Origin of the sequence: Campylobacter concisus (assembly GCF_003048605.1) — a bacterium.
GTDB classification, from domain to species: Bacteria; Campylobacterota; Campylobacteria; order Campylobacterales; family Campylobacteraceae; genus Campylobacter_A; species Campylobacter_A concisus_BM.
In genome coordinates this window covers 138,143-164,301 of the sequence record NZ_PIRX01000002.1, presented here as the reverse complement: position 1 = coordinate 164,301, position 26,159 = coordinate 138,143, and the positions used below count along the sequence as shown (strand labels likewise).

Here is a 26,159-nt window from a genome sequence, read left to right as displayed (position 1 = left end):
TAATTTTTATTGATAACGTATATTATTTTTATAAATTTGAAGTTATAATAAAACAAAAATTTAAAGGCATAAGATGACTACAACTATTGATTTTAAAAATGCTGACTATGGATTTATCGAGCTTATAAAAGAGATGGCTAGGCAGGCAAATGTAGAATTTGAGCAAAGAGATAAAGTCTCAAGGCTTGACAAAGCTATCAAAGAGATCGAAAATGGCGAAGTAGAGAGATTTAAAACATTTGAAGAATTTGAAAAGAGCCTTGATGCTTGAGATAGAGTATTCAAAGAGTTTTAAAAAAGCTTTTAAAAAGCTAAATGAAAACGAAAAAAAATTAACTAAAGATATCATCTGGCAGTTAGCAAATAACGAGGAATTAGCATCAAAATATAAAGATCACGCTCTTATTGGAAGCTATAAAGGATTTAGAGAGTGCCATGTTAAGCCAGACTTGCTCTTGATATATAAAAAACAAAATGAAATTTTACTTCTTACATGCGTTGAAATAGGAAGCCACAGCGAACTTTTTCAATAAATTTAACAAAATCACTAAATCCATCATCATAAATTTAAAATAGACAAATTTCAGCCAAAATTTATTCTAGCGTTAAAAGTGCGGTTGAACTTGGTTGTAGAATAACTCAAAATAAATCATCCAAAGGAGATCATCATGAGTTTTCTATCTAAATTTAGTAAGGCTATCTTTGCCGTTGCGGTAGCTGGAGCGATCAGTGCTAGCGCATTTAGCGAGGGCGAGGACTACGTCAAGCTCGAAAAGCCACTAAGTGTCGGACAAAACACGCTAGTTAAGGTTTTTAGCTACGCTTGCCCATTTTGCTATAAGTACGACAAGAGCGTCACTCCAAAGGTAGTTGAGAAAATCCCTGGTCTAAAATACGAGCCATTTCACCTAAAGACAAAGGGCGATTATGGCGAGGTTGCGAGCAAGGTTTTTGCCGTGCTTATCACTATGGACGAGGCAAAGGGTGTTAGTTTATTTGATGAAAATTCGCTATTTAAAAAGGCTAAATTTGCCTACTACAAGGCTTATCACGACAAAAAAGAGCGCTGGGGCGATGGCAAAGACGTTGAGGGCTTTTTAAAGACTGGACTTGATGCAGCTGGTGTTAGCAAAGCAGACTACGAAAAAGAGCTAGCTAATCCAAAAGTGACTGAGCTACTTAAAAAGTGGGACGAGAGCTACGATGTGGCTAAAATTCAAGGTGTGCCAGCATTTGTCGTAAATGGCAAATATCTCATCATGACAAAATCAATCAGCTCACTTGACGGCATGGCAGCACTCATCGAAGAGCTTCTTAAAAAATAAGGCGCCACATGAGCTTTTTTAAAAAAATGGCTAAATTTCAAGACTCACGCATCTCTTGGGCGATCCTAGTCTTTGTGAGCATCGCGCTTGTCGTTATCGCGCACTCGCTCTTTCAAAACTACGCCTATATGCCACCTTGCGAGCAGTGCGTCTATATACGTTTTGCCTTTTTATGCATGGCGCTTGGCGGAGTGATAGCTATCATAAACCCTAAAAATTTGCTCTTTGCCTTAGTTGGCTATCTCTTTGCCTTTTGGGGAGCGGTGCAGGGCATAATGTATAGCGTGAAGCTAGCCAAAATCCACGACGCGGTGCATGGCGACGATCCTTTTGGCGTGCAGGGCTGCTCGACTGAGCCGCACTATCCATTTGGCTTGCCGCTTGAGAAGTGGGCGCCTGACTGGTTTATGCCAACGGGCGACTGCGGATATGACAGCCCTATGGTGCCTGACGGCGCGGTGCTAAGCGATCTTCAAAAGAGCATAGTTGATCTTTACGCAGACGGCTGGTATCTTATCCCGTCGTCTAAATTTATGTCGATGGCTGATTGCACGCTACTTGGTTTTGGCATTTGCTTTGTTGTGCTTGCACTTATGCTTGTTTCAAAGCTTTTATCTTTTAAGAAATAAATTTTAGTTAGCCCTATTTTTGGGCTAACTTAGGATATACTGCACGCATGGGTATTAATTTAAAATCACAAAATATTAAAATTTATGCGATCATCTTGCTAGCAAGCCTCTTTGTCGTGCTTCTTGGGCTAAACAGCTACAACAATGCAAAAGAAAAGATCATCGAACTATCTGATAAAAACAACATCGCAGTTAGTAAAAACATCGTTAGCAACTTTCAAATTTGGCTTGATGAGCGTCTAAATTCGCTCGTCCGTGCGTCAAAATTTATCCAAAACTCTGGCATCATAGATGACGATGCTAAGGTGGCAAATTTCATAAAGCTCTTTAAAGAAAATGCAAAAGAATTTGATCTCATGCAGCTTCTAAGAGAGGATGGCGAGATCTTTGTAGATGGGCAAAAGATCTCAGAAGAGGTGATGTCAAAGCGTGAGCGAGCGGGGCTTATCTGGTATGTCGAGACAAAAAATACAAATGCCCCAAGCGTAAATTTCATGCAAAATCACAAAATTTTAAAGGACTCTACTTTAAATTTATGCGTGCCAGTTGAAAAAGACGGGAAATTTGAAGCAGCACTTTGTGGCGTCGTGCGAATAGGCACTATCTTTGATAGCATCAAAAACTTTAGTCTTGCGCCAAATTCTTACTCATTTTTGGTAACTCACAGCGGCGAGATCCTCACATCGATGGCTGATGCGACGCTTAAAAAAGAGATCGAGGAGAAATTTAAAGAGCTATTTTTAAAAGATGAGGACATCACTAGCCTAAAGATAGGGCAAAATTTGATCCAAGTAGCCGAGATACCGACGATGAACTGGTTTATCGGAGCTGGCACAAACAACGAAGAAGAAATTTTAGCCATGACAAGAGAGGCGCTAAAAAACGCCCTAAATTTACTCTTTGCCTTCGTCGCACTTGCGTTTTTGGCAAACAGCCTGCACAACTTCATGTATAACAAGATAAAAAAGGTGCAAGATGAGTACGAGACCTTGCTAGCGCACAGAGCCAAGATGAGCGAGGCTGGAGAGCTCATAAGTGGCATAAGTCATCAGTTCATCCAGCCAGTAAATTCGCTAAAACTGATGCTAAGCTCGGCGATAATGCTAAAAAAAGAGGGCAAGCTAAGCGATGAGGAGCTTGTAAATTTACTAGAAAAAGGGCAAAGCTCGATCGAGCTTCTTTCAAAAACAATCGAAATTTTTAGAAATTTTTACAAAAGCGCTGAAAATGTGAGCGAATTTGAGATCCAAACAAGCGTTAGAAATTTAATAACACTTATGCACACAGAGCTTAGCCGTGCAAACGTGAGCGTGAAATTTAGCGGATTTGAAGAGATGAGGGTCTGTCAGATAGAAAACATCATCCAGCAAATTTTGCTAATCCTAATCCACAACGCAAAGGATTCACTCGTTGAAAGCTACAAAGATGAGCCGCTAAAACGCGTGATAGAGCTTAAATTTAGAAGCTTTGAAGATAAGTGCTACATCGGCGTTTATGATGGTGGCAGTGGCGTGAGCTACGAGATGAGTAAGAAAATTTTTACCTGGCTAAACACGACTAAAAAGCAAGGAAATGGCATAGGACTTTACTTTGCTAAAAAGCTCGCGCGTGAGAAGCTAAATGGCGACATCACGCTTGCGCACAACCTAAAGCCAACGATTTTTGAGCTAAGCTTTGATAAGAATTTAAAGGGTTAAAAGATGCAAGAGGCGCTAGAAATTTTAAAAAAAGTATCTATCTTAGTAGCTGAGGATGACGAGATGGCAAGGGAGCTCATCATCACTGGGCTTAAGCCATACTGTGGTCAGGTCGTAGGCGCAAAAGATGGGCAAGATGGGCTGGAGAAATTTAAAAAACAGGGCTTTGACATCGTGATGAGCGACATTCACATGCCAGTGCTAAATGGCTTTGAGATGATGAATGAGATAAAAAAGCTAAAACCTCATCAGAAATTTATCGTCTTTACTTCATACGACAGCGATGAAAATTTGATCAAAAGCTATGAGCAGGGGGCGACCTTGTTTTTGAAAAAACCTATCGATATAAAGGATCTTAGATCGATGCTAATAAGCCTAAGCTTTGACCGAGATGAGAAGCTAGTACGCCTAAGTGATGAGGTGAGCATAAATTTAAAAAGAGAGAAAATTTATAAAAATGGCAGCGAAGTCTATCTAAGCTTCTTGCAAAATAAGATATTTTGGCTATTTGCTTACAACCTAAACAAGCTCGTGACTTACGAGATGATAGAGGAGTTTGTCTATGAGAGCACTGAAGTAAGCAAGGCTGCTATACAAAATGTCGTACTTCGCCTAAAACGCGAGCTTGGCGTGAAATTTAAAAACATCAGCGAGAGCGGGTATATCTTAGTCGCCAAGAGCTAAAAAGCATAAATTCAAAATAGTAAAACTAATATCTTTATCTAAGAATATCTTAAAAGTAGTGATAAATTTATGTCACAACTAGCTAAAATTTATAGAAAAAGAGATAAAAATTTGCAAAATTTGATAGATAAACTTAAGAAAATTTATGTCACAAGTGGGTATAAATTTATGATAGTTATAAATAAAAAACATTTTGATATAAAAAGGCTAAATTTAGTGGCAATAAGGCTAGATAAAGGCTTCTTTGGTTAAGAATTTATACGCTTAAAATGAAAATTGTTATGTGACATTTTTGGGTTATTTTATCAACTACTATGCTATTTTGATGAACAAAAGCTTAAAAATTTAAAATTTATAATAGATAAACATAAAAAATTTCACATATTTATAAAAAATTACACATTATTAACCCCTAAACTTAGGCTTTTCTTAAGGGTATTGTACCAAAGTACAATATAACTAAATTTTTTTCTTAGCTAAAATCTTGATATAGATCAATAAAATCAAAAGGGAGGCACTAAGATGCAAAAGTTAGGCGTTATCAAAAATATCCTAGGCGGTGAAATCGTAGCTGTTGATAAAAGTGGCAACGAAAGAGTCTTGAAGGTGGGCGATAGCATTTTTGAAGGCGAAACCTTAAAGGCTAATGGCTCTGCAAAAGCAGTGATCGCAGCAAATGACGGTAAAGAAGTCAGCTTGCAAAATGGCGAAAGCCTGAGTCTAGATAAAGAGGCAAACGCACTTAGTGACAACCCAGAGATAGCCTCTATCCAAAAAGCCTTACTAAACGGCGCAAACATCACTGATCTTGAAGAGACTGCAGCAGGTGGCAACCAAGGCGGTGGTAACGCTACTGGAGATGGCGTAAGTTTAGGCGCTGCAAGCTTTGCCGAGGGCGGCCACTACTCAAATATCAATGAAAACTATAGAAATTTAACCGACGCAAATAGAGCTTTTCAAACCCCAGAAAGCTCAATAGGTGGATATAACGATGCAGGTACAGATGCAGATACGACAACTCCTATCTCGCCAGCTACACCTGTCACGCCGAGTACTCCACCAACACCAAGTACTCCTGGCGTCACCGTAACCCCAGGTACTCCTTCACCTGCTAATCCTCCAGTCATCACGCCTCGCCCTGGTGCAGTAGAGATCACTACTAGCATCGATCCTGCTGCTAGCGAGGCAAGGGAGAGTGGCGCTGGAGCAAACGGCGAGGGCGGACACTATCTTGTTTATAAACTAGGTCTATCAGGCACTCCAGTAAGTCCAAGCGGCGAGACTACAGATCTAGGTTTAAATTTCCTCGGCGGCACTAGAGGAGAGGACTATTCAAGCGTAGTTGAGTATTCAACTGACAATGGAGCGACATTTCAGCCACTAACAGGCTACACGATAACTGGCGTAAATATAGAAGATATCTCAAAAGTGCAAGTAAGGATAAAGGTGCTTGACGACTATGGACAAGCAAATTTAGACCATCACAACCAAAATGAAGGTAGCAGGGCAGAAATTTATGGTGTAGATGATAACAATAGCCCAGTAAAAAACGGTCTCACCCAAGGTGTTGAAAATTTTGGCGTTTATAAAGAAGGTGTAAGTCTAAGCGTCGCTCCAACTAGCAGCTATCTACTACCAACAACAGCCGCAAATAGAGCCGAAGGCTACATCATCGATAATGATGATAATCTAGAGATAACAAGCGATCTTAGCTATGCAGATGGCAACAACTACCGCATAAAAACCTTAGATGGAGATGATACAGTAACTATCAAAGCAAATGTTAAAGGCACTCAGATCAACACCGATGATGGAGATGATATTGTAAATTTTGATAAGGCTGGTATTGCATTTGGCAGTGAAAATATCGATGAGCATGCAAGTATCAATATGTATGAAGGCAACGATACTGTAAATATAAATGAGGCTATGAAATTAGGCAAAGCTCACATAAGTCTTGATTTTTATGAAAATAGCACAGGCAAAGATACTCTAAATATAAATGCAGATGTCACTGGTTTAGGTACTACAAATAATAGCTCTTTTTATCTTGGCGGTGGTGATGACGCGATAAATATCAAAAACGCAACTGTAAGTGGGGTAAATATAGATGCTAGCAAAGGCGCAGATACCATAAGTATAGATAATGCCACTATAGAAAAGACAAACATTTTCTTGACACATCGCGATAAGTTAAACGAAGCTGATAAGGTTGATATAAACGACGCTACCCTTATAGGTTCATCGATAGGCGTTTATAACTCTTCTTATAATGGCGAAATGGCTGATTTAAATAATGATCAAGTGATAAATGTGCGTGGCAAGACAAGCTTTATAAACACAGGCACTAATGATAGCGGTGGGCTTAGTGCAACCCATGTAAATATAAATGGCACTGACAGCGATAAGATACTTTTTACAGGCGCTTCAAGCATTCATGGCAAAGAGATCAATATAGATCATGCACTATTTAGTCATGGTGGCGAGATAGGAAATTACGTTGGCGATCAAGGTAGAAACTACTTTTCAGATGCTACTGTAACACTTTCAAATACCCAAACAGATGATAAAGTTGGCTTTAGATTTGATGCTGGAAATGACACTTTGACATTTAATGGCAACAACACTTTTGGTAATGGCGCTGAAGGTTCAGGTGCTGGTATAGACATGGGTGGTGGCAACAACACTATAAATTTCGTGGGTAAAAATAGTGCTGCTAGTTTAAATTTAGAAACTGGAGACGGAGCTGATACTATAAATATAGGCGGAGAAACTAGCTTTGGAGGAACATTTACAGGCAGTACTGATAGCAATACCTTTAAACAAAGGGTTAGCATATCAACAGGTTCAGGCGATGATACTATAAATATCGACAAAGGCGCTGTTTTAAAAGCTGCGACAATAAATACTGGCGATGGCAACGATAATGTAAAGTTAAATGGAGAACTACAAGACACACCTGATTATTGGCATTCTACTAGTAGCATAGATCTAGGTAATGGCAATGACACTATACATGTCGGCAAAGATGCAATAATGGGAAGTGGTACAACTATCAAGGGTGGTGCAGGCACTGATACGCTAGATATTGCTGGAAATATCGACTTTAGCAAGGTAGCTGGCTTTGAAAAACTTACTCTTGGTGGCAGTGAAAACAACGTAACGCTAAATTTAACACTAGATGATGTGCTAAATATAACTCGTGGAAACGCGAGCAACACACTTAGGATAGATGGTGAAGATGGCGATCATGTACATATGAGTAGGGACGACTTTACACCAGGTGCGTCAAGTGGTGGATATACAACATTTACGGCCAATACATTTACTATCGAAGTAAAAGACGAATTAGTTTTCTAATCAAATTTCATGCCCTAGTCTCCCAAAACTAGGGCAAATTCTTACAAAATTTCAAATTTTAGTACCATAGTACAATTTACAAATCTTTTTCAAGATATTAAAATACGTTCAAAATTTTAGATAAGGAAGTAAAATGGCAACAAGGATAGGCGTAATCAAAAGCATCTCACAAGGATCAAGCGTAATCGCAACTGCAAAGGACGGCACACAAAGAGTGTTAAAAGTAGGCGATGAAATTTTTCTTGGTGAGACTATACAAACAACTGATTTTGACTCAAAAGTAGTCATAACTGCAAACGATGGCAAAGATATCGCGATCATCGGAAAAGATACTCTAAATTTAGACAAGAGTGTAGCTCACAACGAGAGCTTTGGAAATGATAGCGTAGCTGATGTAAGCGCTATCCAAAAAGCACTTCTTGATGGTGCAAACATCACTGATCTTGAAGAGACCGCAGCTGGTGGTAACCAAGGTGGCAACGCTGGCGGAGACGGCGTAAGCTTAGGTGCTGCAAGCTTTGAAGAGGGCGGTCACTACTCAAACATTACTGATGATTATAGAAATTTACCTGATTCAAACAGAGTCTTTCAAACTCCAGAAAACTCAATCGGCGGCTACAACGATGGCAATGACGCAGGCAATGCAACTCCTGTTGCACCAGTCATACCTCCAATCAGTGTTGATATCAAAACTTTAACTGATGATTTTGGCACTATAACTGGCGATTATAGCCTAGACGCACCAAGCGTACCTCGCACAAATGACGCTACTCCAACCATAAGTGGCACAGTTGAGCCTACTGCTGTAAGAGCGGTTGTTAGCGTGCTTGACAAGAACGGACACGAAGTCTTTACAAAAACTCTAAATCCAAGCGACTATACTGATGGTAAATTTAAATTTACAACTGATGAGTTAAGCGTAAATGGTAGCCATGATGGCGACTATGAAGTAAAAATAGTAGCAACTGGAAGAGACGGCAGTACTGCAACCGATACTGGTAATTTCGTGCTTGATACAGTTGCAAAAATAACTATAAATGTTGAAACCGAGATGAGCCTTGTTAAAGAGTCTGAGATGAGTAGCGGACTAAAAGGAAATTTCTGGTTTAACCATATCTATGAAGAAGGCGTAAGAGGTACTGAGCTAAGAGACTTTAAAAATAAAATACCTGGCGGTTTTGAAAATACAGAATATGCTCATAACGGTATGAAGCAAAATGATTTTATCGAATACTATATGAACAACACTAAGCCTTGGGCAAGTTTTAAAGCAAAAGAGCTAAATTTCCAACAAGGTAAAGGTGGCGATAGAGATAATGTTGATAGTGATGCTGGAACAGTCTCAGGACTAGATGGCGCTCATAATATGATAGGCAAGGTCGATCTTGATGGTAATGTAGTAACCCCAAATAATGAGTGGGTAGCTCCAAATTTCAAAGCACTTGAGTATTTCATCGACAACGCAAAAGGAAAAGGTAGTGATATTCATATCGTAAGAGATGCTCCTAATGGCAAAAATACAACAGCTGGTGCGATGATAAATTTAAAAGGCACTATGTATCTTGAGCCGGGCGATTATAAATTTGACGCAAAAGGTACTGATGATAGCGTGAGATTTAAGGTTGATGGCGTTACTATGGTTGATTATGACACTATTCACTCAGAAAATAGAGCCACAGTTACAACTTTACATGTTGATAAAGCAGGATACTATGACTTTGATATGAGCTACGCAAACTATATCTTTTGGGGCAGGTTAAAACTAACAGTTTCAAAAGATGGCGGACCTGAGAGCATACTTGGCTCAGAGGCAAGTGGCATAAAACTAAATTCAACCGACTTTGACAGCTACGTAGATACAGTAACAAGAAATGTCTATAAAGTAACTCAAAAGATCACAGGAACTGTGGATAATGTAGAAGACGGACAGATCGTAACTGTCACATCAAGCACAGGCGAGAGCCATACAGCTAAAGTGGTGGATGGCAAATATGAAGTTGAGTTTAAAACAAGCGATCCAAAAGCGACATACACAGCTAAAGTTAGCGACCTTGTAGGCAACGAGGCGCAGGCATCATCAACTAAGCTAAATGTCGCTAATACAGACCTAATAGATGCTATAGATAATGATGCAAGCAATGTAAGTGCAAATACAAATACAGGTATAAACGATGCAACTAAATATTATAAATATACAACAGATGACATCGCTCAAACTGATAAATTTTCATCTAATGCACCACTACCAGTACTAAGCGACAAGACACCGACATTTACAGGTAGCATAGATAGCAGTGCAACTAAAGCGATCATCACTGTACTTGATAAAAATGGACATAAAGTCTTTACAAAAGAGCTTAGCCAAAGTGAATTTTCAAATGGTAAATTTGAAGTCACATCTGATAACTTAGAGGATGGTAGCTATAACATCAAAGCAACTGCTGTCTTTGCAAATGGCGACAAGAGTACGATAGTTAGCGAATTTGTAGTTGATAAGACACCAGTTACTATAGAAAACATCAAGATTATCGAAAATGATGAAGAGGGGCAACACCATACGATCAATTTTAACCTCAAAAACTATGAGGATGGAGATAAGATCGAGAGTATAAAAGTGGTAACAGCTGACGGAACTACTAACGTAATCTCTGTTGGCACTACTAAGCCAACTAATGGTGTGCTAAGCTTTGAGTATGATCACAAGATAAAACTAGGCGATAAGATCGAAGTTGAGATGACTGATAAAGCTGGCACAAAATATACTCATGTAAATGAAATTTTAGTTCCAACTATGACGCAGTTTGAAAATGGCAATGACACAACTACAAATGCAAATAACCGCTCAGCTGAGAAGTTGTGGGGCACTATGGAGATGAGTGAGAGTGGCCTTAGAGCTGATGGCTCAAGGATCGTTTCAAATGACGCTATCCCATACCTAAGAGCTGTGATCCCAGAGGATACAACAGCAGGCAATGCTAGCGACAATCAAACTGTAAGTGAGTTTTTAAATAGCGGTAGAGGCATAGCATGGGGCACTGGCGATGTTAGATTTGTAGCAACTAACGTTGATAAAGGTGTTTCAAAAGATCTATTATCTCAAGCGATAGAAAAACCAATAGGCAATGTAACGCCTGATCACTACGACAGACTTACAGGCTATAACAACAGACTTGATGCCGCTGGCAAAATGGCTGATGGTGTTTATGATGTATCTATAAAAGGCAAATACCAAGGTGGAGATGAGCTACTTTACAACTCTATCAGATTTACGATCGATGCAACAGCTGCAACGATAAATGACTCAAAATTACACTACGATGCAGCTGCAAATAAAACCACATGGAGTGGAAATTTAAGTGAAAATGGCGTTGGTGCAAGCTATACGCTAAAAGAGCACTTTGAAGAGACAGTAAAAGGCATAGCTTTAAAAGATAGCATCACTTTAAGAGATGCAAATGGACACATCATAACTGCAAATTCTGTAACGCTTGATGATAATGGAAATTTCGAAGCAGTATTTAACGGCGAAGTAAAAGCAAGTGATGTCTATCTACAAATTTCTGATATCGCTAAAAATACAATAGTAGATGCAGAAAATAATAACAATAACAATGTCATCACAACAAGCGAAGGCAACGATATCATCAATGTTGGAGATGGAAACAACGTGATCAATGCAGGACGCGGTGAAAATGAAATTCGCACAGGCAATGGCAACAACGTAATCATCACAGGAGATAACAACGACGTCATAACCACAGGAAGTGGCAACGACTACATAGACGCTGGCAGAAGTGGCTATACTGGCATGAACAAAGGCGATCTAGTAAATGCTGGCGCTGGCGATGATAAGGTTGTATTTACCTTTGATAATCCAAGAGCAGCTCTATCTCAAAGCCTAGATGGCGGCACTGGTACAGATACACTTATCATGCGTCCAGTGGCAAAGGATGGCACTATCGACTTTGATAAGATAGACAACAAAGGCTTGAATAACGCGATCAAGAGTTTTGAAGAGATCCAACTTGGCATGGATGAGCATGGCAATGACAACCAAGATGTTAAGCTACTAAATTTAAAAGCGGATAATGTATTTAGCATCACTGATGATGTAAATACTATCTTAAAAATAAGTGGTGACAACAATGATAGCGTTTCATTAAAAGGATTTACTGCGGCTGCAGATCAAAGTGGTGTCCAAGCTGGATATACAAGATATGAGGGTCAAACAAGCTCAGCTACTCCGACAACTATCTACATAGATGTAGATAATGATATAAACAAACAACTTGTATAAAATTTGGGCTTTTTAGCCCAAATTTTTTCTTTTAAATTTCTATTTTTACTCCCAAAAAATGCCTTTAAAAACCATCTTTGTACCAAAGTACAATATACAAATTTAATAAAAAACACTAGAATAAATCAAAAATAAAAGTAAGGAATAAAGATGGCAGCTGTAGCCGGTAAGGTAAAAAGCGTCACATCTGATGTTATAGCGATAGATAAAAACGACCGTGTAAGAGTTCTAAACGTAGATGATGAGGTTTATATAGGAGAGAGTATAAAGGGTGAGAGCCAAAGTGCTAGCGTGACTATCACTGCAGTGGATGGTAGCGATATATCACTAAATGGATATGACACGATATGGCTTGATAGTAGCGTGGTAAGTGCTGATACAAGCGCCGAAAATAGCATCGATACTGATGCACTTTTTAGAGCGCTTCTTGGAGAAAACTACGCTGAGATACTTGATCAGATGAATGAAAAAGTAGAAGATATGTTTGCAAAAGCGCAGCCAAATGAGGCTGAAAATAGCTCAAATAGCCTTGAGAGCAGTGAAAATTTAGCGCACAAACATAGCGCAAATGATGAGATTTTATCTGACTCAAACGAGCTAAAAGTAGATAACTCTTATGAGCATGCAAATTTTGACGCAACTACGATATATATCGAGATCGATAACGATCTAAACAAACTTTCATAAATTTGAGCCTCTTGGCTCAAATCATTTTAAAAAACTCAAATTTAACTAACATCTCTTATAATAAGCCAAAATTTACAAAAGGAAAACGATGAAGAAAATTTTAATCATCGCAGGCTCTTGCAATAGTGGCACAGCAGGGCTTCAGGCTGATATAAAGACATGCGCTAAGCTAAATTGTTACAGCGCAACGGCGGTCACTTCGCTAGTTGCTGAGACCACAGATGCGATAAAAAGCGTAGTTTGTTTAGAGTCTAGCTTTGTTAAAGATGAACTTAGCACGCTTGCGGAGGAATTTAGCTTTGATGCCATAAAGATCGGCATGCTATTTAGCGAGGAGATAATGGACGTGGTGCATGATTTTTTACTCACTCAAAAGTGCAAGATCGTGCTTGATCCAGTCTGCGTCTCAAAGAGCGGCCACAAGCTCATAAAAGATAGCGCAGTAGAGAAGCTAAAAGAGCTAATGAAGCTTGCCACCGTCGCCACGCCAAATTTAGATGAGGCAAACGTCCTTTTTGGAGGGAATTTTAAAGATCTGCCTTGCGATATCATCGTGAAAAAACATGTAAGTGAGGATAGCAGCATAGATACGCTTTATAGAAAAGATGGCTCACTGCAAAATTTCAAAACCCCGCTTGCTAGCCCGCTTGTGATGAGCGGCACTGGTTGCACTTTCTCAACGGCGCTTGCTTGCTACCTTGCAAAGGGCAAGAGCTTGGAGGAGGCTATAGGGCTTTCAAAAGAGTATATTTGTCAGGTTATAAAAGAGAGTATCGACACAAAGCTAGGCAAAAACCGCCTACTTTGGCACGGAGCAAAGTAAATTTAAGCCTAAAATTTAGGCTTAAATTTGATAGTTTTTAAACTACGCTTCTAATATCGCTCCATTGCTTGCGTTTGTGACTAGTTTTTGATACTGCCTTAGCCAGCGAGAGGTTAGCGCTTTATCGACTGGTTTAAATTCCGCTCTTCTCTTTGCGATCTCAGCTTCGCTTAGGCGAACGTTTATCTCGTATTTATCGACGTCTATATCGATGATGTCGCCGTCTCGTAGCAAGCCTATCATGCCGCCTTCTGCCGCTTCTGGGCTTACGTGACCGATGCTTAGACCTCTTGTCGCCCCGCTAAAGCGACCATCTGTGATGAGCGCTACGTCCGCGCCAAGTCCTCGTCCCATGATGAGCGAAGTAGGGCTTAGCATCTCTTGCATGCCAGGGCCTCCGCGTGGGCCTTCGTAGCGGATGACGACGACATCGCCTTTATCTACTTTACCGCTTGAAATTCCAGCTATCGCTTCATCTTGTGAGTTAAAGCAGACCGCTTTACCGCTAAATTTACGCTCGCCAACGATGCCAGCCGTCTTGATGACACAGCCTTGCTCGGCTAAATTTCCAAACAAAATGGCAAGTCCGCCAACTTGCGAGTAGGCATTTTCCACCTTGTGAATGACGCTTTCATCTTTTATGTCGCTAGATTTTACGCGCTCGCCCAAAGTTTCGCCGCTAACTGTTAGGTTGTCTAAATTTAACATGCCATTATCTCTGCGTGAAATTTCTTTTATCACCGCATTCATACCGCCAGCCCTGCCGACATCCTCCATGTGCACGTTTGGCAAGCTTGGGCTGATCTTAGCTATGTGAGCGATGTTTTGGCTGATCTTATTTAGCTCTTTTATCTCTAAATTTACGCCAGCCTCTCTTGAGATAGCTAGCATGTGAAGGACAGTGTTGCTACTGCCACCCATCGCCATATCAACGACAAGTGCGTTGCGGATCGCCTTTTCATTTAGTATGTTTCTTATCTTAAATTTCTCATCAAGGGCGATCTGACAAATTCTACGAGCAGCCTGCCTGATGAGCTCCTCACGCTCTGGAGTAAGTGCAAGGATAGTGCCGTTGCCAGGGAGCGCTATGCCCATCGCTTCGCAAAGCGTGTTCATAGAATTTGCCGTAAACATACCGCTACAGCTGCCACCACTTGGACATGCGTTGCACTCGATATCTCTTAGCTCAGCCTCGTCTATCTCTTTGGTTTCAAATTTACCAACCGCCTCAAACGCAGTCGCAAGGTCTATCGGCCTGCCATCTTTTGTGTGGCCTTTTTTCATCGGACCACCGCTTACGAAAATGGTTGGGACATTGACTCTTAAAGCGCCCATAACCATGCCAGGGACGATCTTATCGCAGTTTGGCATACAAACAAGCGCGTCAAGTGCGTGCGCGTTCATCACGGTCTCAATAGAATTTGCGATGATCTCGCGGCTAGGCAAGCTATATAGCATGCCTCCATGCCCCATCGCTATGCCGTCATCCACGCCGATGCAGTTAAATTCAAACGGCACACAGCCATTTTTGCGAATTTCATCTTTTAAAATTTGTGCGTATTTGTTTAAGAAAAAGTGCCCAGGGATGATCTCTATAAAGCTGTTTGCAACGCCGATAAATGGCTTAGCAAAGTCCTCGTCTTTTAGCCCAGTCGCACGTAAAAGTGAGCGGTGCGGGGCTCTTGTGTAGCCTTTTTTGATTATATCGCTTCTCAAATTTGATCCTTTTTTAAAATTTGAGAGGATTTTATCACATCTAAAGTATCAAAAATTTTAAAGCTTGGCCGCGCATGGCAGCCAAGTAAATTTTAGTATTCGTCAAAGAATTTTTGAATTTCTTTGGTGTCGCTCGTCTTTGTGAGGGCTAGCATGAGTAAAATTCTAGCCTTTTGTGGGTTTAGATCGCTTGCGGTGATGAAATTTCCATTGTCATCCATCTTTTTACTGCTATCTACGTAGCCGCTACCAACTATCGCGCTTCTTACTATTTTTATGCCTTTGGCGTTTGCCTCTTGAAGCACGGTAAATACATTGTTGTGGATGCTGCCATTACCTGTACCTGCGTGGATGATGCCCTTTGAGCCAACATCTATCAGGTGTTTTGCGATATCGCCGTAGTCATTTGCGTGTGAGTAGATGATATCAACTCTTGGTAAGGTCTCTAACTTGCTTATGTCAAAGACGCTGTTTGCGGTGTGTTTTTTGAGGCTTTTTGTGCTATAAACGACCTTACCATAATAGACCCTGCCGATGGCACCAGTGTTTCTTGACTTAAATGTATCGACTGATGAGGTATTTGTTTTTGTAACCTCTCTAGCAGCGTTGATCTCGTCATTTAGCACGACCAAAACGCCATTGCCAATGCTTTCTTTGCTAGCTGCTACGCTTACTGCGTTATATAAATTTAGCGGACCATCAGCGCTCATAGATGTGGCACTTCTCATAGCACCTACTAAAACTACAGGCTTATCTGACTTGACGACCAAATTTAAGAAGTAAGCAGTCTCTTCGAGGGTATCAGTGCCGTGAGTTATGACGATACCATCCACGTCCTTGCTGGCAAGTAGCTCATTTACACGCTTTGCAAGCTTTAGCCAAATTTCATCAGTCATGTTGTTTGAGCTGATGTTTGCTACTTGCTCGCCTTTTACATTTGCTAAATTTGCTATCTCAGGTACGGCTTTGATGAGGATATCGACGCCAAGTTGAGCCGCGTCGTACTGGGCATTTGTCGCGCCACTAGCGCTTCCTGCGATCGTACCGCCTGTGGCTAAGATGACGACGTTTGGCTTTGCATAGAGCGAAGCAACTAGAATGCAGATCAATAAAACTAGCTTTTTCATAGCTATCCTCCTAGTAAGAATTTTTACGCATTTTTAAATTTTCGTAATACCAAACCAAGCAAATAGACAAAAAATAAAGTAGCTCAAATAAATTTTTAAAATATTTTTATAAATTTAAAAAATATTATTTTCGCTCATTTTATCACAAAAAGCACACGTTAAATTTAACTCTCTCTTAAAAGATAAGACAGATAAAATGAAATTTGCCTTATTTTGATCAAAATGATATATAAATTGATAATGTAAAATTGTCATATATGTGTCACAAATGCCGAATTTAAGGGCCTTATTGTACCTAGGTACAATATACATGAATTATAAAATTCATTAAAATGCGAGAAAAAATTTAACAAGGATGAACATGGCAGCAAAACTAGGAAGTATAAAATCAATTTCAGGTCAAACTGAAGTGATCGCAGTTGATAAAAGTGGAAATGAGAGAATTTTAAAAGTTGGCGATAGCTTGTATGAGGGCGAGAGCATAAAGACAACTTCAGCTGATGCGAAGGTAGTCATCGTTGCAAATGACGGCAAGGAAGTCTCAGTGGTAGGCGAAGATACTATCTCGCTTGATCCAAAAGAGGTAGCAAGCGCACAAAGTGCTAACCCAGAGATCGCAGCGCTTCAAAACGCTCTTTTAAATGGTGCAAACATCACAGATCTTGAAGAGACAGCAGCCGGTGGTAACGCAGCAGCTGGTGCTGGCGGAGACGGCGTGAGCCTTGGAGCAGCTAGCTTTGCTGAGGGTGGCCACTACGCAAATATCAATGAAAATTTTAGAAATTTAACTGACGCAAATAGAGCTTTTGACTCTTTTAATAGCCCAATCGGCGGTTATGCTGATAATGGCGACAATAGCACGAGCGATAATGTTGCACCGCAAAACCCAGCAAACCCTGTAACACCAGTAACTCCGGTTACTCCAACAACCCCAGTAACTCCAGTGGCTCCAGTAACGCCTGTTGCTCTAAGCGTATCGCTTGAAGGTAACGGCGAGGCAAGAGAGGCAACTCCAAACGAGTATCTAGTATATAATCTTGGCCTATCAGCTGCTACAAGCTCAACTACACCTACTGATCTAACGCTAAATTTAAGCGGTGCAAGTGCAGGCAGAGACTACTCAAACGCTATGGAGTATTCACTTGATGGCGGACATAGCTGGACAGCGATACAAAATGGCGGCACGATAAGCGGCATCGCACCAAGCGATATCGCAAATGTAAAGGTTAGAGTGCAAGTGATAGATGACTACGGTCAAACAGCAGGTAATCAAAACGAGGGCACAAGCAGCGAGGATCTAGGTGCAAATATCGCTCCTGGCATAAAAGACTACGGCGTTTATAAAGAGGGTGTAACTCTTAGCGTGACTACAAACAACGCAGCTATCACATCTGGCGAGGCTGAGGGCAAGATCATCGATAATGATGACAATATAAATATCACAGAAAATATAGATGCATCTACAGAGGGCTTAAACCCTGCTCTTGTAAATTCTGACCCAGATAATGGCAACACCATGAAAACTATCATAGACACAAAAGATGGTGATGATACGATAACTATAAAAGAGGAAGTCTATTTTTCAAGTGGGTTATATGATCTAAAAGAAAATGCCAATGATGTCATAAAAATGGGCGATGGCGACGATGTGTTTAATACAGAAAAAGATGCTGTTGTAGAAAACACTAGGATAGACCTTGGAAACGCTGGCGGAGAGAAAAATCAAGATACACTCAATATAAATGGAACTGTTATAACAGATACAAGATTTACAAGTCACGATGGCAATGATGTATTTACTATAAAAGATGATTCTGGTCCAAGCCTTGGTAGTACTATTTTAGACAATGTCTTGTTTAAAACAGGAAGTGGCAACGACACTGTAAATATCGAAAAAAGCGATAATCATCAGCTTATAAAAAATACCAAAATAGACACCGGTGCTGATAACGACACCGTAAATATTAAAAGCGACATGTATGCTTACGTTACTAATAACGGAACAACTGACGAGACTGAGTATGCAGGAAGCAGAACTGATAGCTTTATAAAAACAGGTGAGGGCGACGACACTATAAATGTAACTGACGCAAGTATCAGTAGAGTTGATATCGATACAGGCGACTCAGACACAGGCGATATGCTAAATTTTATCAGTGCAGGCATATATAACTCTGAAATAAAAAGTGGCAATGGCAATGATAAGATCGTACTTCAAGATACCAAAGCAGATGTCATGGATATCTACACAGGCGAGGGCAATGATAGCCTAACTATCAAAGGCAGCACTGAAATAAAAAATAATAGCGCCACACATAATGACCCTATAAGCTCACCAGCTCACGTGGCAAATCCAGTAGCTAACCAAGCTGGAATTTACTCAAACTACATAGAGATGGGCAAAGGTCGCGATACACTAACTATCGAAAGAGGCGCTGAAATTTCAAACACTAAGATAAACACTAGCTCAGCTGATGCTGGAGTAAGTGACGATAGAGACAGCGTAGATGTTACTGGCGCTAAATTTAACAACGCTGCCATTGAGACTGGATATGGCGATGATGAGATAAATTTAAAAGATGTCACCATGATCTCAAACGATGGATTTAGCACATATATCGGCGCAGGCGGCGGAAATGACACTATTAACGTCTCTGGAAATAGCTCATTTGACAAGGCTATCATCTACACAAATGGCGGAGATGACCGTGTAAATGTCGATGGTGATGTTTCTATGGTGGATTCAAACATCATGCTTGAAAATGGCAACGTAACGCTAAATGTCGCAAGAGCTACTGGTCTAGTTGATACAAACATAGAGGGTGCAGGCGTTGGAAATGCTGGTGTAAAAACCGTGACTATCGATAACGCTGAGCTTAGAAGGGTTACTATAAATACCGCGGATGACGGCGATAGCGTGACTATCGGAGCTGGCACTCATGATAACACCGATGTTAAAATTTTCACTCAAGGCGGAGACGATACGATAAATATCAACGCTGACCTAACTGGCACATCAAATGTAAATTTAAGTCCAGCTGCAGGCGAAGCTGCGCATGACTACGATACATCAAACATCAACTCAGGCAAAGGCAACGACACTATCAATATAGCTGATAACGTGACGCTAACCAACACCTATCTTTCAGGTGGCGACGGCAATGACTTAGTCAATCTTGGCAAGGACGTAAGCCTAAATGGTACTGCTATAAATGGAGGTGACGGCATAGATACGCTAAAAGTTCATGACGCATCATTTAATACGACAAATGCTGGCAAGATAAGTGGCTTTGAGGTGCTTGATATGTCAGATATTAATGCTGATGCTAAATTTATATTTCATAATGCCTCAGATATCGCAAATTTCATAAAAAATGTCGGTGGAGAAGGTGCGACATCGTTAATCGTAAAAGGTGTAGAAGGTGTTGGTAAATTTGAAGAAGGCTCATCTGAAATAGCAAGTGCTGGTAAAGAAGATAGCAATGGAAACCACGTATATAGCGTAAATGATGGCGGTCAGACATTTACTCTTACAATAGAAAATGATATTACTATAAATCCCTCAATGTAAATTTTAGACCCATTTTTGGGTCTAAACTCCTCTTGCTTCATTTAATAAAATTTTTTATACAAAAAGCCTAAATTTAGGCATTTCTTTTGATAATCAATATAATTTATATTTCAATGTGATTTAAAAACGCTTATTAAAATCCAAAAGTCAATTTTTTTAAGAAAGGATTAATATGAGCGTAGAAGTAGCCGACAAAGAGGGGTTAAATTTAAGCGGTGGCGTGATCCAAAATGGCAACCAAAATGACCCTCACGTGAGGATCATAGAGGAGATAAAGTCGCTTGAGATACTTGAGTCCAAGAATTTTCTTGCTGAGCTATACGGACAAAGGGTGGCAGACGCGAGGCCAAAAGCGCAGGATCAAATTTTAAACATCGCAGACGCAACCACGAGCGCAAACGATGTGCGTTTTGACAATGGCAACGACATAGTCGATATGACAAGATCTATCGTAAATGATGCCAAGATAGACGCAGGAGATGGCGATAATAAGCTAAGAATTCACGATAATATCGAGGTTAGAGGGCTGAGATTTGACGCTGGGGCTGGCAATGACGAGATAGAGATAAGAAACAATGTCGGCATAAAAGATCATACGCTTTTATACACAAATAACGGCGATGATAGCGTGAAAATTTATGGTGCGACGATGGAAAATGCTGCCATTCATACAGGTCTAGATAACGACGTTATAGATATCCAAAGATCTGAGATCAAAAACGGCGCAGATATAAGGCTTGGCGGAGGAAATGACACTATAAATACCGACTGGGTGGGCTTTTTTGGTGATACAAAAATTTCTCTTTCTAGCTTTACAAATCCAAACGAAGTAGATACGCTAAATATGGACAACACTATCTTTAACGGACACACTACTATCGAAGCGAATGATGGCGAAAAGACCACTATGAATATAAAAGTGTGCGGTGGAGACGGCGAGATAGATATAAAAGGCTCACATGCAAATTTAGACCATATGCCGCTTTTTGATATGAATTTCCTTGGGCCAAAATTTATGGGTGACGTTAAATTTGACGGCAGAAATAACAAGGTCAATATGCACATAGACGACTCAGAATTTCATGGTAAAAATAACGAATTTTACTTCTCAGATAATCAAAATGATACTTTAAATGTGACATCAGCTATCATAAAAAATTCTAAATTTTATCTAGGTGGTGGAGACGATACAGTTAGTTTAACTATGACAAGAACAGATATAGATAATAATACTCAAATATTTGGTGGAAAGGGCTATGATACTCTTGTGCTTGATAATAATATCGACTTCTCAAAGGTCTCTGGCTTTGAAGAATTAAAAGTAACGAGCGGTGCTTATGTGACATTAAATGGTAATGATGTGGCTCATTTAAGTGACATTTTAGACAATGGCTCTAATGTAGTTAAATTTAGCGAGGCGCATGGGACCGTAAAACTTAATGGTTTTAGCGAAACTAGCGGAGCAGAAAATGGCTACCATAGATATGAAAGTGCCTATAATACGCACTTGTCAGACGGTAGCGATCGTCAAGGTACAGTCTATATAGATATAAAAGAAGACATTCACGTCGATCTTTAAATTTAGATCCCTTTTTGGGATCTTGCTTATATTTATCAAAAATTTAAATTTTAAAACCCACTGCAACAGCGTAATCTTATGAATTAACATCATATTTACATTACTTTATATTTAAAAGAAATATTTATAATGTGTCAAATTGATTTTAAAGGAGGCAGCGATGGCTGTTAAAGTAGGTGTTATTAAAAACATTCTTGGCTCCAAGGAAGTAGTAGTTATAGACAAAAATGGCAACGAAAGAGTTGTTGTCGCGGGAGATAGTTTATACGAGGGCGACGTTGTTAAAGCAAACGGCGCAAAGGTAACTATCGCATCAAACGACGGCAAAGAGTTCGAGCTAAAAGATGGCGAAACTCTAAATTTAAATAACGACCTTAGCTCAGACAAAGAGGTAGCAGCTATACAAAAAGCCCTTTTAAAAGGTGAAAATTTAGCAAATCTCGAAGAGAGTGCCGCTGGCGGCAATAGCGGTGGCAGAGGCGGTGACGGCGTGAGCCTTGGCGAGACAAGGTTTGAGCATGGCGGTCATGAAAGTTCTGATGTATCAGCTAGCTTTAGATCACTTTCGGATACTTTTGGCGCTGTAAAACTAACTAACCAAGAGGTAAAAGGTGGCGGTAGTGATGTTTTTGATGGTTCAGATAGTGATATAAATTCTGCCATTGCACCTGTAGCCCCAGTTGAGCCATCACAACCAGAAAATCCAGCTCCAACTCCGCAGCCTAAACCGGTTGAGCCAGTAGAGCCTAAACCTGAACCAAAACCAGAGCCAACTCCAGAACCTAAACCAACTCCAGAGCCACAACCTAAACCTGAACCACAGCCTGAGCCTAAACCAGAACCTAAGCCAGAACCTAAACCTGACGAGAGCAAAGATATAGTTAAAAATATCTCGGTTGAAAACAAGTCAGAATTTGGCTATGAAAAGAGCTCAGACGACAAATCATACCTAGAGTACAACCTAAAAGGCGAAGTAGCAAAGGCTGATGCTGATAAAAAGGTAGATGTGACGCTTAAATTTAGCGGAGAGGCAACTGCTGGCAAAGACTATGAAAACGCAGAGTACTCGCTAGATGGCGGTAAAACTTGGCAAAAGCTAGATAATAGTGGCGTGATAAAAGATGTGAGAGCTGGCGATATAAATAAAGTAAGCGTTCGTGTTGAAGTGACAAACGATCACGACCAAAATGAAGGCACACTTGATCCATCGGAGAAAATTTTCACAGATGCAGATAAGGGCGTAGAAAATAATGGCTACTTTAAAGAGAGCGTTTCGCTAGAAGTTAGCATAGGAGATAACAAAGCCACAAAAAATAGCTTTATTGTTGATAATGATCATAACATTACTATCACAAGCGAATTTCACAATGATAAATTCTTTGATGCTACGTTTAAAAATAATGGCAATAACACTTTAAATTTTGAAAATGCAACTATAAGCCGTGATGAGAATAAAAAGATACCTAGTGACATAGTTTTTGGTGATGGTGAGAAAAATAATGGAGTAGATATTATAAACTCAAATAATTCAAATTTAAACTGGCTAAATATCAAAACCCAAGGTGGAAATGACACCATTAATATAAATGGCGGAAGACACGAGAGACTTCACGTCGAAACTGGCGCTGGAGATGATGTCGTAAATTTAAACGGCGGAACTTACATAGGCACCAAACCTTATCAAAGTGGCTTCACGCTTGATAGCGGAAACGATGTATTAAATTTAAATGGCACAAAAGATAATCATGTAAAAATGACAGATATGTACCTAAGAACTGGCTCAGGTGAGAGAGACGAGATAAATATCAAATACGCTGATATCGATTCAACATACAAAAATTCAGCCAACCACATCATCGCCGAATCAAAAAACAATACCGTAAATGTTGAAAACTCAACTTTAAAGGGCATCAACATAGGCACAGAGACCAACACAGGCACTGATGTAAATAGAAGTCCACTAAATTTCGATCTAAATTTAAAATCATCTACTCTTAATGATGTAAATCTCAACACTATCTACAAAACTCACGTAGTAGTTGAAGATACAAAGGTAAATGGCAACTTCCCAGAAAATGCTACAAAGTGGAATTTTGCAGATACAGATGATACTTTAGAGCTAAGATCAGGCACTTTAAATGATATGACTGTTAATCTTGGTAACGGCGAAGATAAAGTCGTCGTCTCAAAAGCTATGAAGCTTGATGGATACACTACGATAAATGGTGGCACCAACTACGAGACCGATACGCTTGTGATAGACGGCAATGTTGATTTTAATAAATTTAAGAGCTTTGAAGAGTTACAAGTGACTGGCAACGAGAAGGTCAGCCTAAAACTAGAAGAGCTATATGATATGCTTGACATTAAAAATAGCGATAGCAAACATATCTTGACAGTCACAGAGGCAGCTGGCGGGGTAGAGCTAGCAGGCTTTAAGCTTTCAGAGTCCGGAAGAGGTCCAAAAGATGGTTTTACAAGATATGAGGGCGACTTTAGCTTTCAGGAAAATGGCAGATCTTATACGAGAAAAGGCTATATCGATGTAAAAGATGGTATCAATGTCGATCTTGATGCTAAGCCAGAGCCTGCGCCAGTCGAGCCTGTAAATCCAGCTCCACAACCTGAGCCTCAGCCAGAACCTAAACCAGAACCTAAACCTGAGCCAAAACCTGAACCTAAGCCAGAACCAACTCCACAGCCAACGCCTGAACCACAGCCTGCGCCTGATCCAGAGCCAGAATATATAAATGAATATGACTCAAAATATGTAAAAAACATAGGCATATATGGCGAACAAGGCTTTCAGATCGAAAACCATGAAAGATCGAATATGTGGGAACATAACAATTTAATATTTGAGCTAAGGGGTGAAGTGGCAGAAGCCGATGTGGATCAAAAAATCGATGTAAAGCTTAAATTTAGTGGCGAGGCGACTTACGGCAAAGACTACGATAAAATTCAGTACTCAATAGGCGGGAAAGAGTGGATAGATCTAGATAGTAGTGGCGTCATAAAAGGTCTAAGAGCGGGCGATATCAACAAAGTAGTTGTTCGTGCAAATGTAATAGACGATAAAGAGCTAAATGAAGGCAAGCTTTTATCTGAAGATGAAGATAGTGGAATATTTTATTATCAATGGGATAAAGAAAAGTTATTTAAAGATGCAGATAAGGGCGTTGAAAATAATCACTACTACAGCGAGAGTGTCATCTTAGAATTTAGTATAGATAACGCTAAATATACGTATAATGGTGGTATCATAGATAATGACCATATAACAACTGTAAATAGCGAATTTCACAACGACAAACGCTTTGATGTAGAGTTTTTTAAAAATGGAGATAATGTCTTAAATTTCAACAATGCAACCGTAAGTCATAAAGAAGGAGAAGATCCTAGTAAGATCTATTTTAGTGAAGTATATAGTAACTCTGGAGACATTGAGGTTAATATCAATAGTTCAAATTTAAATTGGCTTGATATTAGAACTAATACTGGAAAAGATAAGGTTGAAATCAATAACTCAAATTTAAATAATGTCACTATCGACACCCGCAACGAAAACGATACTATAAATATAAATGGTGGAACGCACGAAAAAGTTGAGATCAATGCAGGCTTTGGCAATGATGTCATAAATATAAATGGTGGCGTTTTTAACAAAGAGACCATCTATCTTGGCATTAACAGCGATATCTTAAATATAACAGGTACAAAAGCTGATCATGTAAAAATGACAGATATTGACATAAGCACTAATTCTAATAAGCTTAATGGTACCTTCCAATGGGTTGGTAATGAATTAATTAAAGGCGATGAAGACGTTATAAATATCAAATACACTGACATTAACTCAACAACATCAGCAGAAAAAAGTGCGATCTATGCAGGATCATCAAAAGGTACTATAAATATAGATAGCTCAAACCTTGATAACGTAGAACTAAATGGAGGCAGTAGAGTCCCTTCATTTGGAGAAACTTATCATACAGATATAAATTTAAAGTCATCTACCCTAAAAGATGTAGATATCATGGCTTATATAAATGAAATGCATGTGGTAGTTGAAGATACTCACGCATCAGCTAGTGGTTTGCCAGCTGAACACCATGCGAACTGGATTTTGAGTGGACATGAAAATGCAAAAGATTATTTGGAGCTAAGATCTGGAAGCTTAACTAATATTAAAATAGATCTATCGGATGGCAGTGATAGTGTCTTTATATCTAAAGATATGAAGCTTGAGGGTGGCACTAGCATTCTTGGTGGATACTCAGACAATAGAAGTCGCTATGATCACGATACGCTTTTGGTTGATGGTCAGATAGACTTTACAAGGGTTAAGAGCTTTGAAGAGTTAAAGGTTACTAGCAATGAAAAGGTCACTCTAAAAGCTCTTGATATAGCTGATATGCTTGATGTCGGACACGAACATAGTAATAATTTGCTTCAAATAACTGAGGCAAGTGGCGGAGTAAAACTTGAAGGCTTTAGTAAATCTGCTGCTAACGCAGTAGAGGGCTTTGAAAGATATGAGGCGAATTACGGCACAACTACAGCTTATATCGATGTAAAAGAAAACATCCACGTTGATCTTTAAAATTTAGACCCTTTTTGGGTCTAAATTTCTTTCTATATAAATTTACAAATATTTTCTATAA

16 protein-coding genes are annotated in these 26,159 nt (G+C 39.7%); 14 read left to right on the top strand and 2 right to left on the bottom strand.

The window, feature by feature from the left end; all coding sequences use genetic code 11:
• Positions 1-73: 73 nt before the first annotated feature.
• The 11 genes from CVS86_RS02075 to CVS86_RS02025 all read left to right on the top strand — a co-directional run bounded on the left by CVS86_RS02075 (position 74) and on the right by CVS86_RS02025 (position 13,502).
• Complete coding sequence (locus tag CVS86_RS02075) at positions 74-271, top strand: hypothetical protein (RefSeq protein WP_012140635.1); 198 nt, start codon at positions 74-76, stop codon at positions 269-271.
• Positions 264-533, top strand: a complete 270-nt coding sequence (locus tag CVS86_RS02070) for a type II toxin-antitoxin system YafQ family toxin (RefSeq protein WP_107790809.1) — start codon at positions 264-266, stop codon at positions 531-533. Before CVS86_RS02075 ends, CVS86_RS02070 begins: the two co-directional genes overlap by 8 nt.
• A 135-nt stretch (positions 534-668) precedes the next feature.
• Positions 669-1,325 carry a thiol:disulfide interchange protein DsbA/DsbL gene (locus CVS86_RS02065; protein ID WP_103567132.1) on the top strand — a complete coding sequence of 219 codons (657 nt, stop codon included), beginning with the start codon at positions 669-671 and terminating at the stop codon, positions 1,323-1,325.
• 8 nt (positions 1,326-1,333) lie between these two features.
• Complete coding sequence (gene dsbI, locus CVS86_RS02060; protein WP_107790808.1) at positions 1,334-1,954, top strand: protein-disulfide oxidoreductase DsbI; 621 nt, start codon at positions 1,334-1,336, stop codon at positions 1,952-1,954.
• A gap of 47 nt (positions 1,955-2,001) precedes the next feature.
• The gene (locus CVS86_RS02055) at positions 2,002-3,651 is read left to right on the top strand and encodes a sensor histidine kinase (protein WP_107790807.1); all 1,650 of its coding nucleotides are present in this window, start codon (positions 2,002-2,004) and stop codon (positions 3,649-3,651) included.
• A 3-nt stretch (positions 3,652-3,654) separates the two neighbouring features.
• Positions 3,655-4,335 carry a response regulator transcription factor gene (locus CVS86_RS02050; protein ID WP_107790806.1) on the top strand — a complete coding sequence of 227 codons (681 nt, stop codon included), beginning with the start codon at positions 3,655-3,657 and terminating at the stop codon, positions 4,333-4,335.
• Positions 4,336-4,404: 69 nt separating this feature from the next.
• Entirely contained in the window at positions 4,405-4,587 is a 183-nt protein-coding gene (locus CVS86_RS02045) for a hypothetical protein (RefSeq protein WP_107790805.1), read from the top strand.
• Between the two features lie 270 nt (positions 4,588-4,857).
• Complete coding sequence (locus CVS86_RS02040; RefSeq protein ID WP_107790804.1) at positions 4,858-7,695, top strand: retention module-containing protein; 2,838 nt, start codon at positions 4,858-4,860, stop codon at positions 7,693-7,695.
• A 133-nt stretch (positions 7,696-7,828) separates the two neighbouring features.
• On the top strand, positions 7,829-11,992 hold the full coding sequence (locus CVS86_RS02035) for a hypothetical protein (RefSeq protein ID WP_107790803.1): 4,164 nt from the start codon (positions 7,829-7,831) through the stop codon (positions 11,990-11,992).
• A gap of 150 nt (positions 11,993-12,142) precedes the next feature.
• Positions 12,143-12,679, top strand: coding sequence for a hypothetical protein (locus tag CVS86_RS02030; protein WP_103637339.1), 537 nt, complete (start codon positions 12,143-12,145; stop codon positions 12,677-12,679).
• Positions 12,680-12,767: 88 nt separating this feature from the next.
• On the top strand, positions 12,768-13,502 hold the full coding sequence (locus CVS86_RS02025) for a hydroxymethylpyrimidine/phosphomethylpyrimidine kinase (RefSeq protein WP_107790802.1): 735 nt from the start codon (positions 12,768-12,770) through the stop codon (positions 13,500-13,502).
• A gap of 42 nt (positions 13,503-13,544) precedes the next feature.
• Here the strand turns inward: CVS86_RS02025 and ilvD are convergent, their stop codons facing one another.
• Together ilvD and CVS86_RS02015 are read right to left on the bottom strand one after the other, a co-directional pair.
• On the bottom strand, positions 13,545-15,218 hold the full coding sequence (gene ilvD, locus CVS86_RS02020) for a dihydroxy-acid dehydratase (protein WP_107790801.1): 1,674 nt from the start codon (positions 15,216-15,218) through the stop codon (positions 13,545-13,547).
• Positions 15,219-15,310: 92 nt separating this feature from the next.
• Positions 15,311-16,345: a type II asparaginase gene (locus CVS86_RS02015; protein WP_107790800.1), complete on the bottom strand. Its 1,035-nt coding sequence runs from the start codon at positions 16,343-16,345 to the stop codon at positions 15,311-15,313.
• A 361-nt stretch (positions 16,346-16,706) separates the two neighbouring features.
• On the opposite strand from CVS86_RS02015, the gene CVS86_RS10115 reads away from it, so the two are divergent.
• From CVS86_RS10115 to CVS86_RS09805, 3 genes are all read left to right on the top strand, one after another.
• A complete protein-coding gene (locus CVS86_RS10115; protein WP_107790799.1) occupies positions 16,707-19,916 on the top strand; it encodes a retention module-containing protein in 3,210 nt (1,069 codons plus the stop codon).
• 172 nt (positions 19,917-20,088) lie between these two features.
• On the top strand, positions 20,089-21,495 hold the full coding sequence (locus CVS86_RS02005; protein ID WP_107790798.1) for a hypothetical protein: 1,407 nt from the start codon (positions 20,089-20,091) through the stop codon (positions 21,493-21,495).
• 160 nt (positions 21,496-21,655) lie between these two features.
• A complete protein-coding gene (locus tag CVS86_RS09805; protein ID WP_159070806.1) occupies positions 21,656-26,098 on the top strand; it encodes a hypothetical protein in 4,443 nt (1,480 codons plus the stop codon).
• The last annotated feature ends 61 nt before the right edge of the window (positions 26,099-26,159 follow it).

Excerpts from the sequence above, each read along its gene's own strand:
- CVS86_RS02015 (WP_107790800.1), bottom strand. The coding sequence starts at position 16,345 with ATGAAAAAGCTAGTTTTATTGATCTGCATTCTAGTTGCTTCGCTCTAT.
- CVS86_RS02025 (WP_107790802.1), top strand. The coding sequence starts at position 12,768 with ATGAAGAAAATTTTAATCATCGCAGGCTCTTGCAATAGTGGCACAGCA.
- CVS86_RS02035 (WP_107790803.1), top strand. The coding sequence starts at position 7,829 with ATGGCAACAAGGATAGGCGTAATCAAAAGCATCTCACAAGGATCAAGC.
- CVS86_RS02040 (WP_107790804.1), top strand. The coding sequence starts at position 4,858 with ATGCAAAAGTTAGGCGTTATCAAAAATATCCTAGGCGGTGAAATCGTA.
- CVS86_RS02065 (WP_103567132.1), top strand. The coding sequence starts at position 669 with ATGAGTTTTCTATCTAAATTTAGTAAGGCTATCTTTGCCGTTGCGGTA.
- CVS86_RS10115 (WP_107790799.1), top strand. The coding sequence starts at position 16,707 with ATGGCAGCAAAACTAGGAAGTATAAAATCAATTTCAGGTCAAACTGAA.
- CVS86_RS02070 (WP_107790809.1), top strand. The coding sequence starts at position 264 with ATGCTTGAGATAGAGTATTCAAAGAGTTTTAAAAAAGCTTTTAAAAAG.
- dsbI (WP_107790808.1), top strand. The coding sequence starts at position 1,334 with ATGAGCTTTTTTAAAAAAATGGCTAAATTTCAAGACTCACGCATCTCT.
- CVS86_RS02050 (WP_107790806.1), top strand. The coding sequence starts at position 3,655 with ATGCAAGAGGCGCTAGAAATTTTAAAAAAAGTATCTATCTTAGTAGCT.
- CVS86_RS02005 (WP_107790798.1), top strand. The coding sequence starts at position 20,089 with ATGAGCGTAGAAGTAGCCGACAAAGAGGGGTTAAATTTAAGCGGTGGC.
- CVS86_RS02045 (WP_107790805.1), top strand. The coding sequence starts at position 4,405 with ATGTCACAACTAGCTAAAATTTATAGAAAAAGAGATAAAAATTTGCAA.
- CVS86_RS02030 (WP_103637339.1), top strand. The coding sequence starts at position 12,143 with ATGGCAGCTGTAGCCGGTAAGGTAAAAAGCGTCACATCTGATGTTATA.
- CVS86_RS02075 (WP_012140635.1), top strand. The coding sequence starts at position 74 with ATGACTACAACTATTGATTTTAAAAATGCTGACTATGGATTTATCGAG.
- CVS86_RS02055 (WP_107790807.1), top strand. The coding sequence starts at position 2,002 with ATGGGTATTAATTTAAAATCACAAAATATTAAAATTTATGCGATCATC.
- CVS86_RS09805 (WP_159070806.1), top strand. The coding sequence starts at position 21,656 with ATGGCTGTTAAAGTAGGTGTTATTAAAAACATTCTTGGCTCCAAGGAA.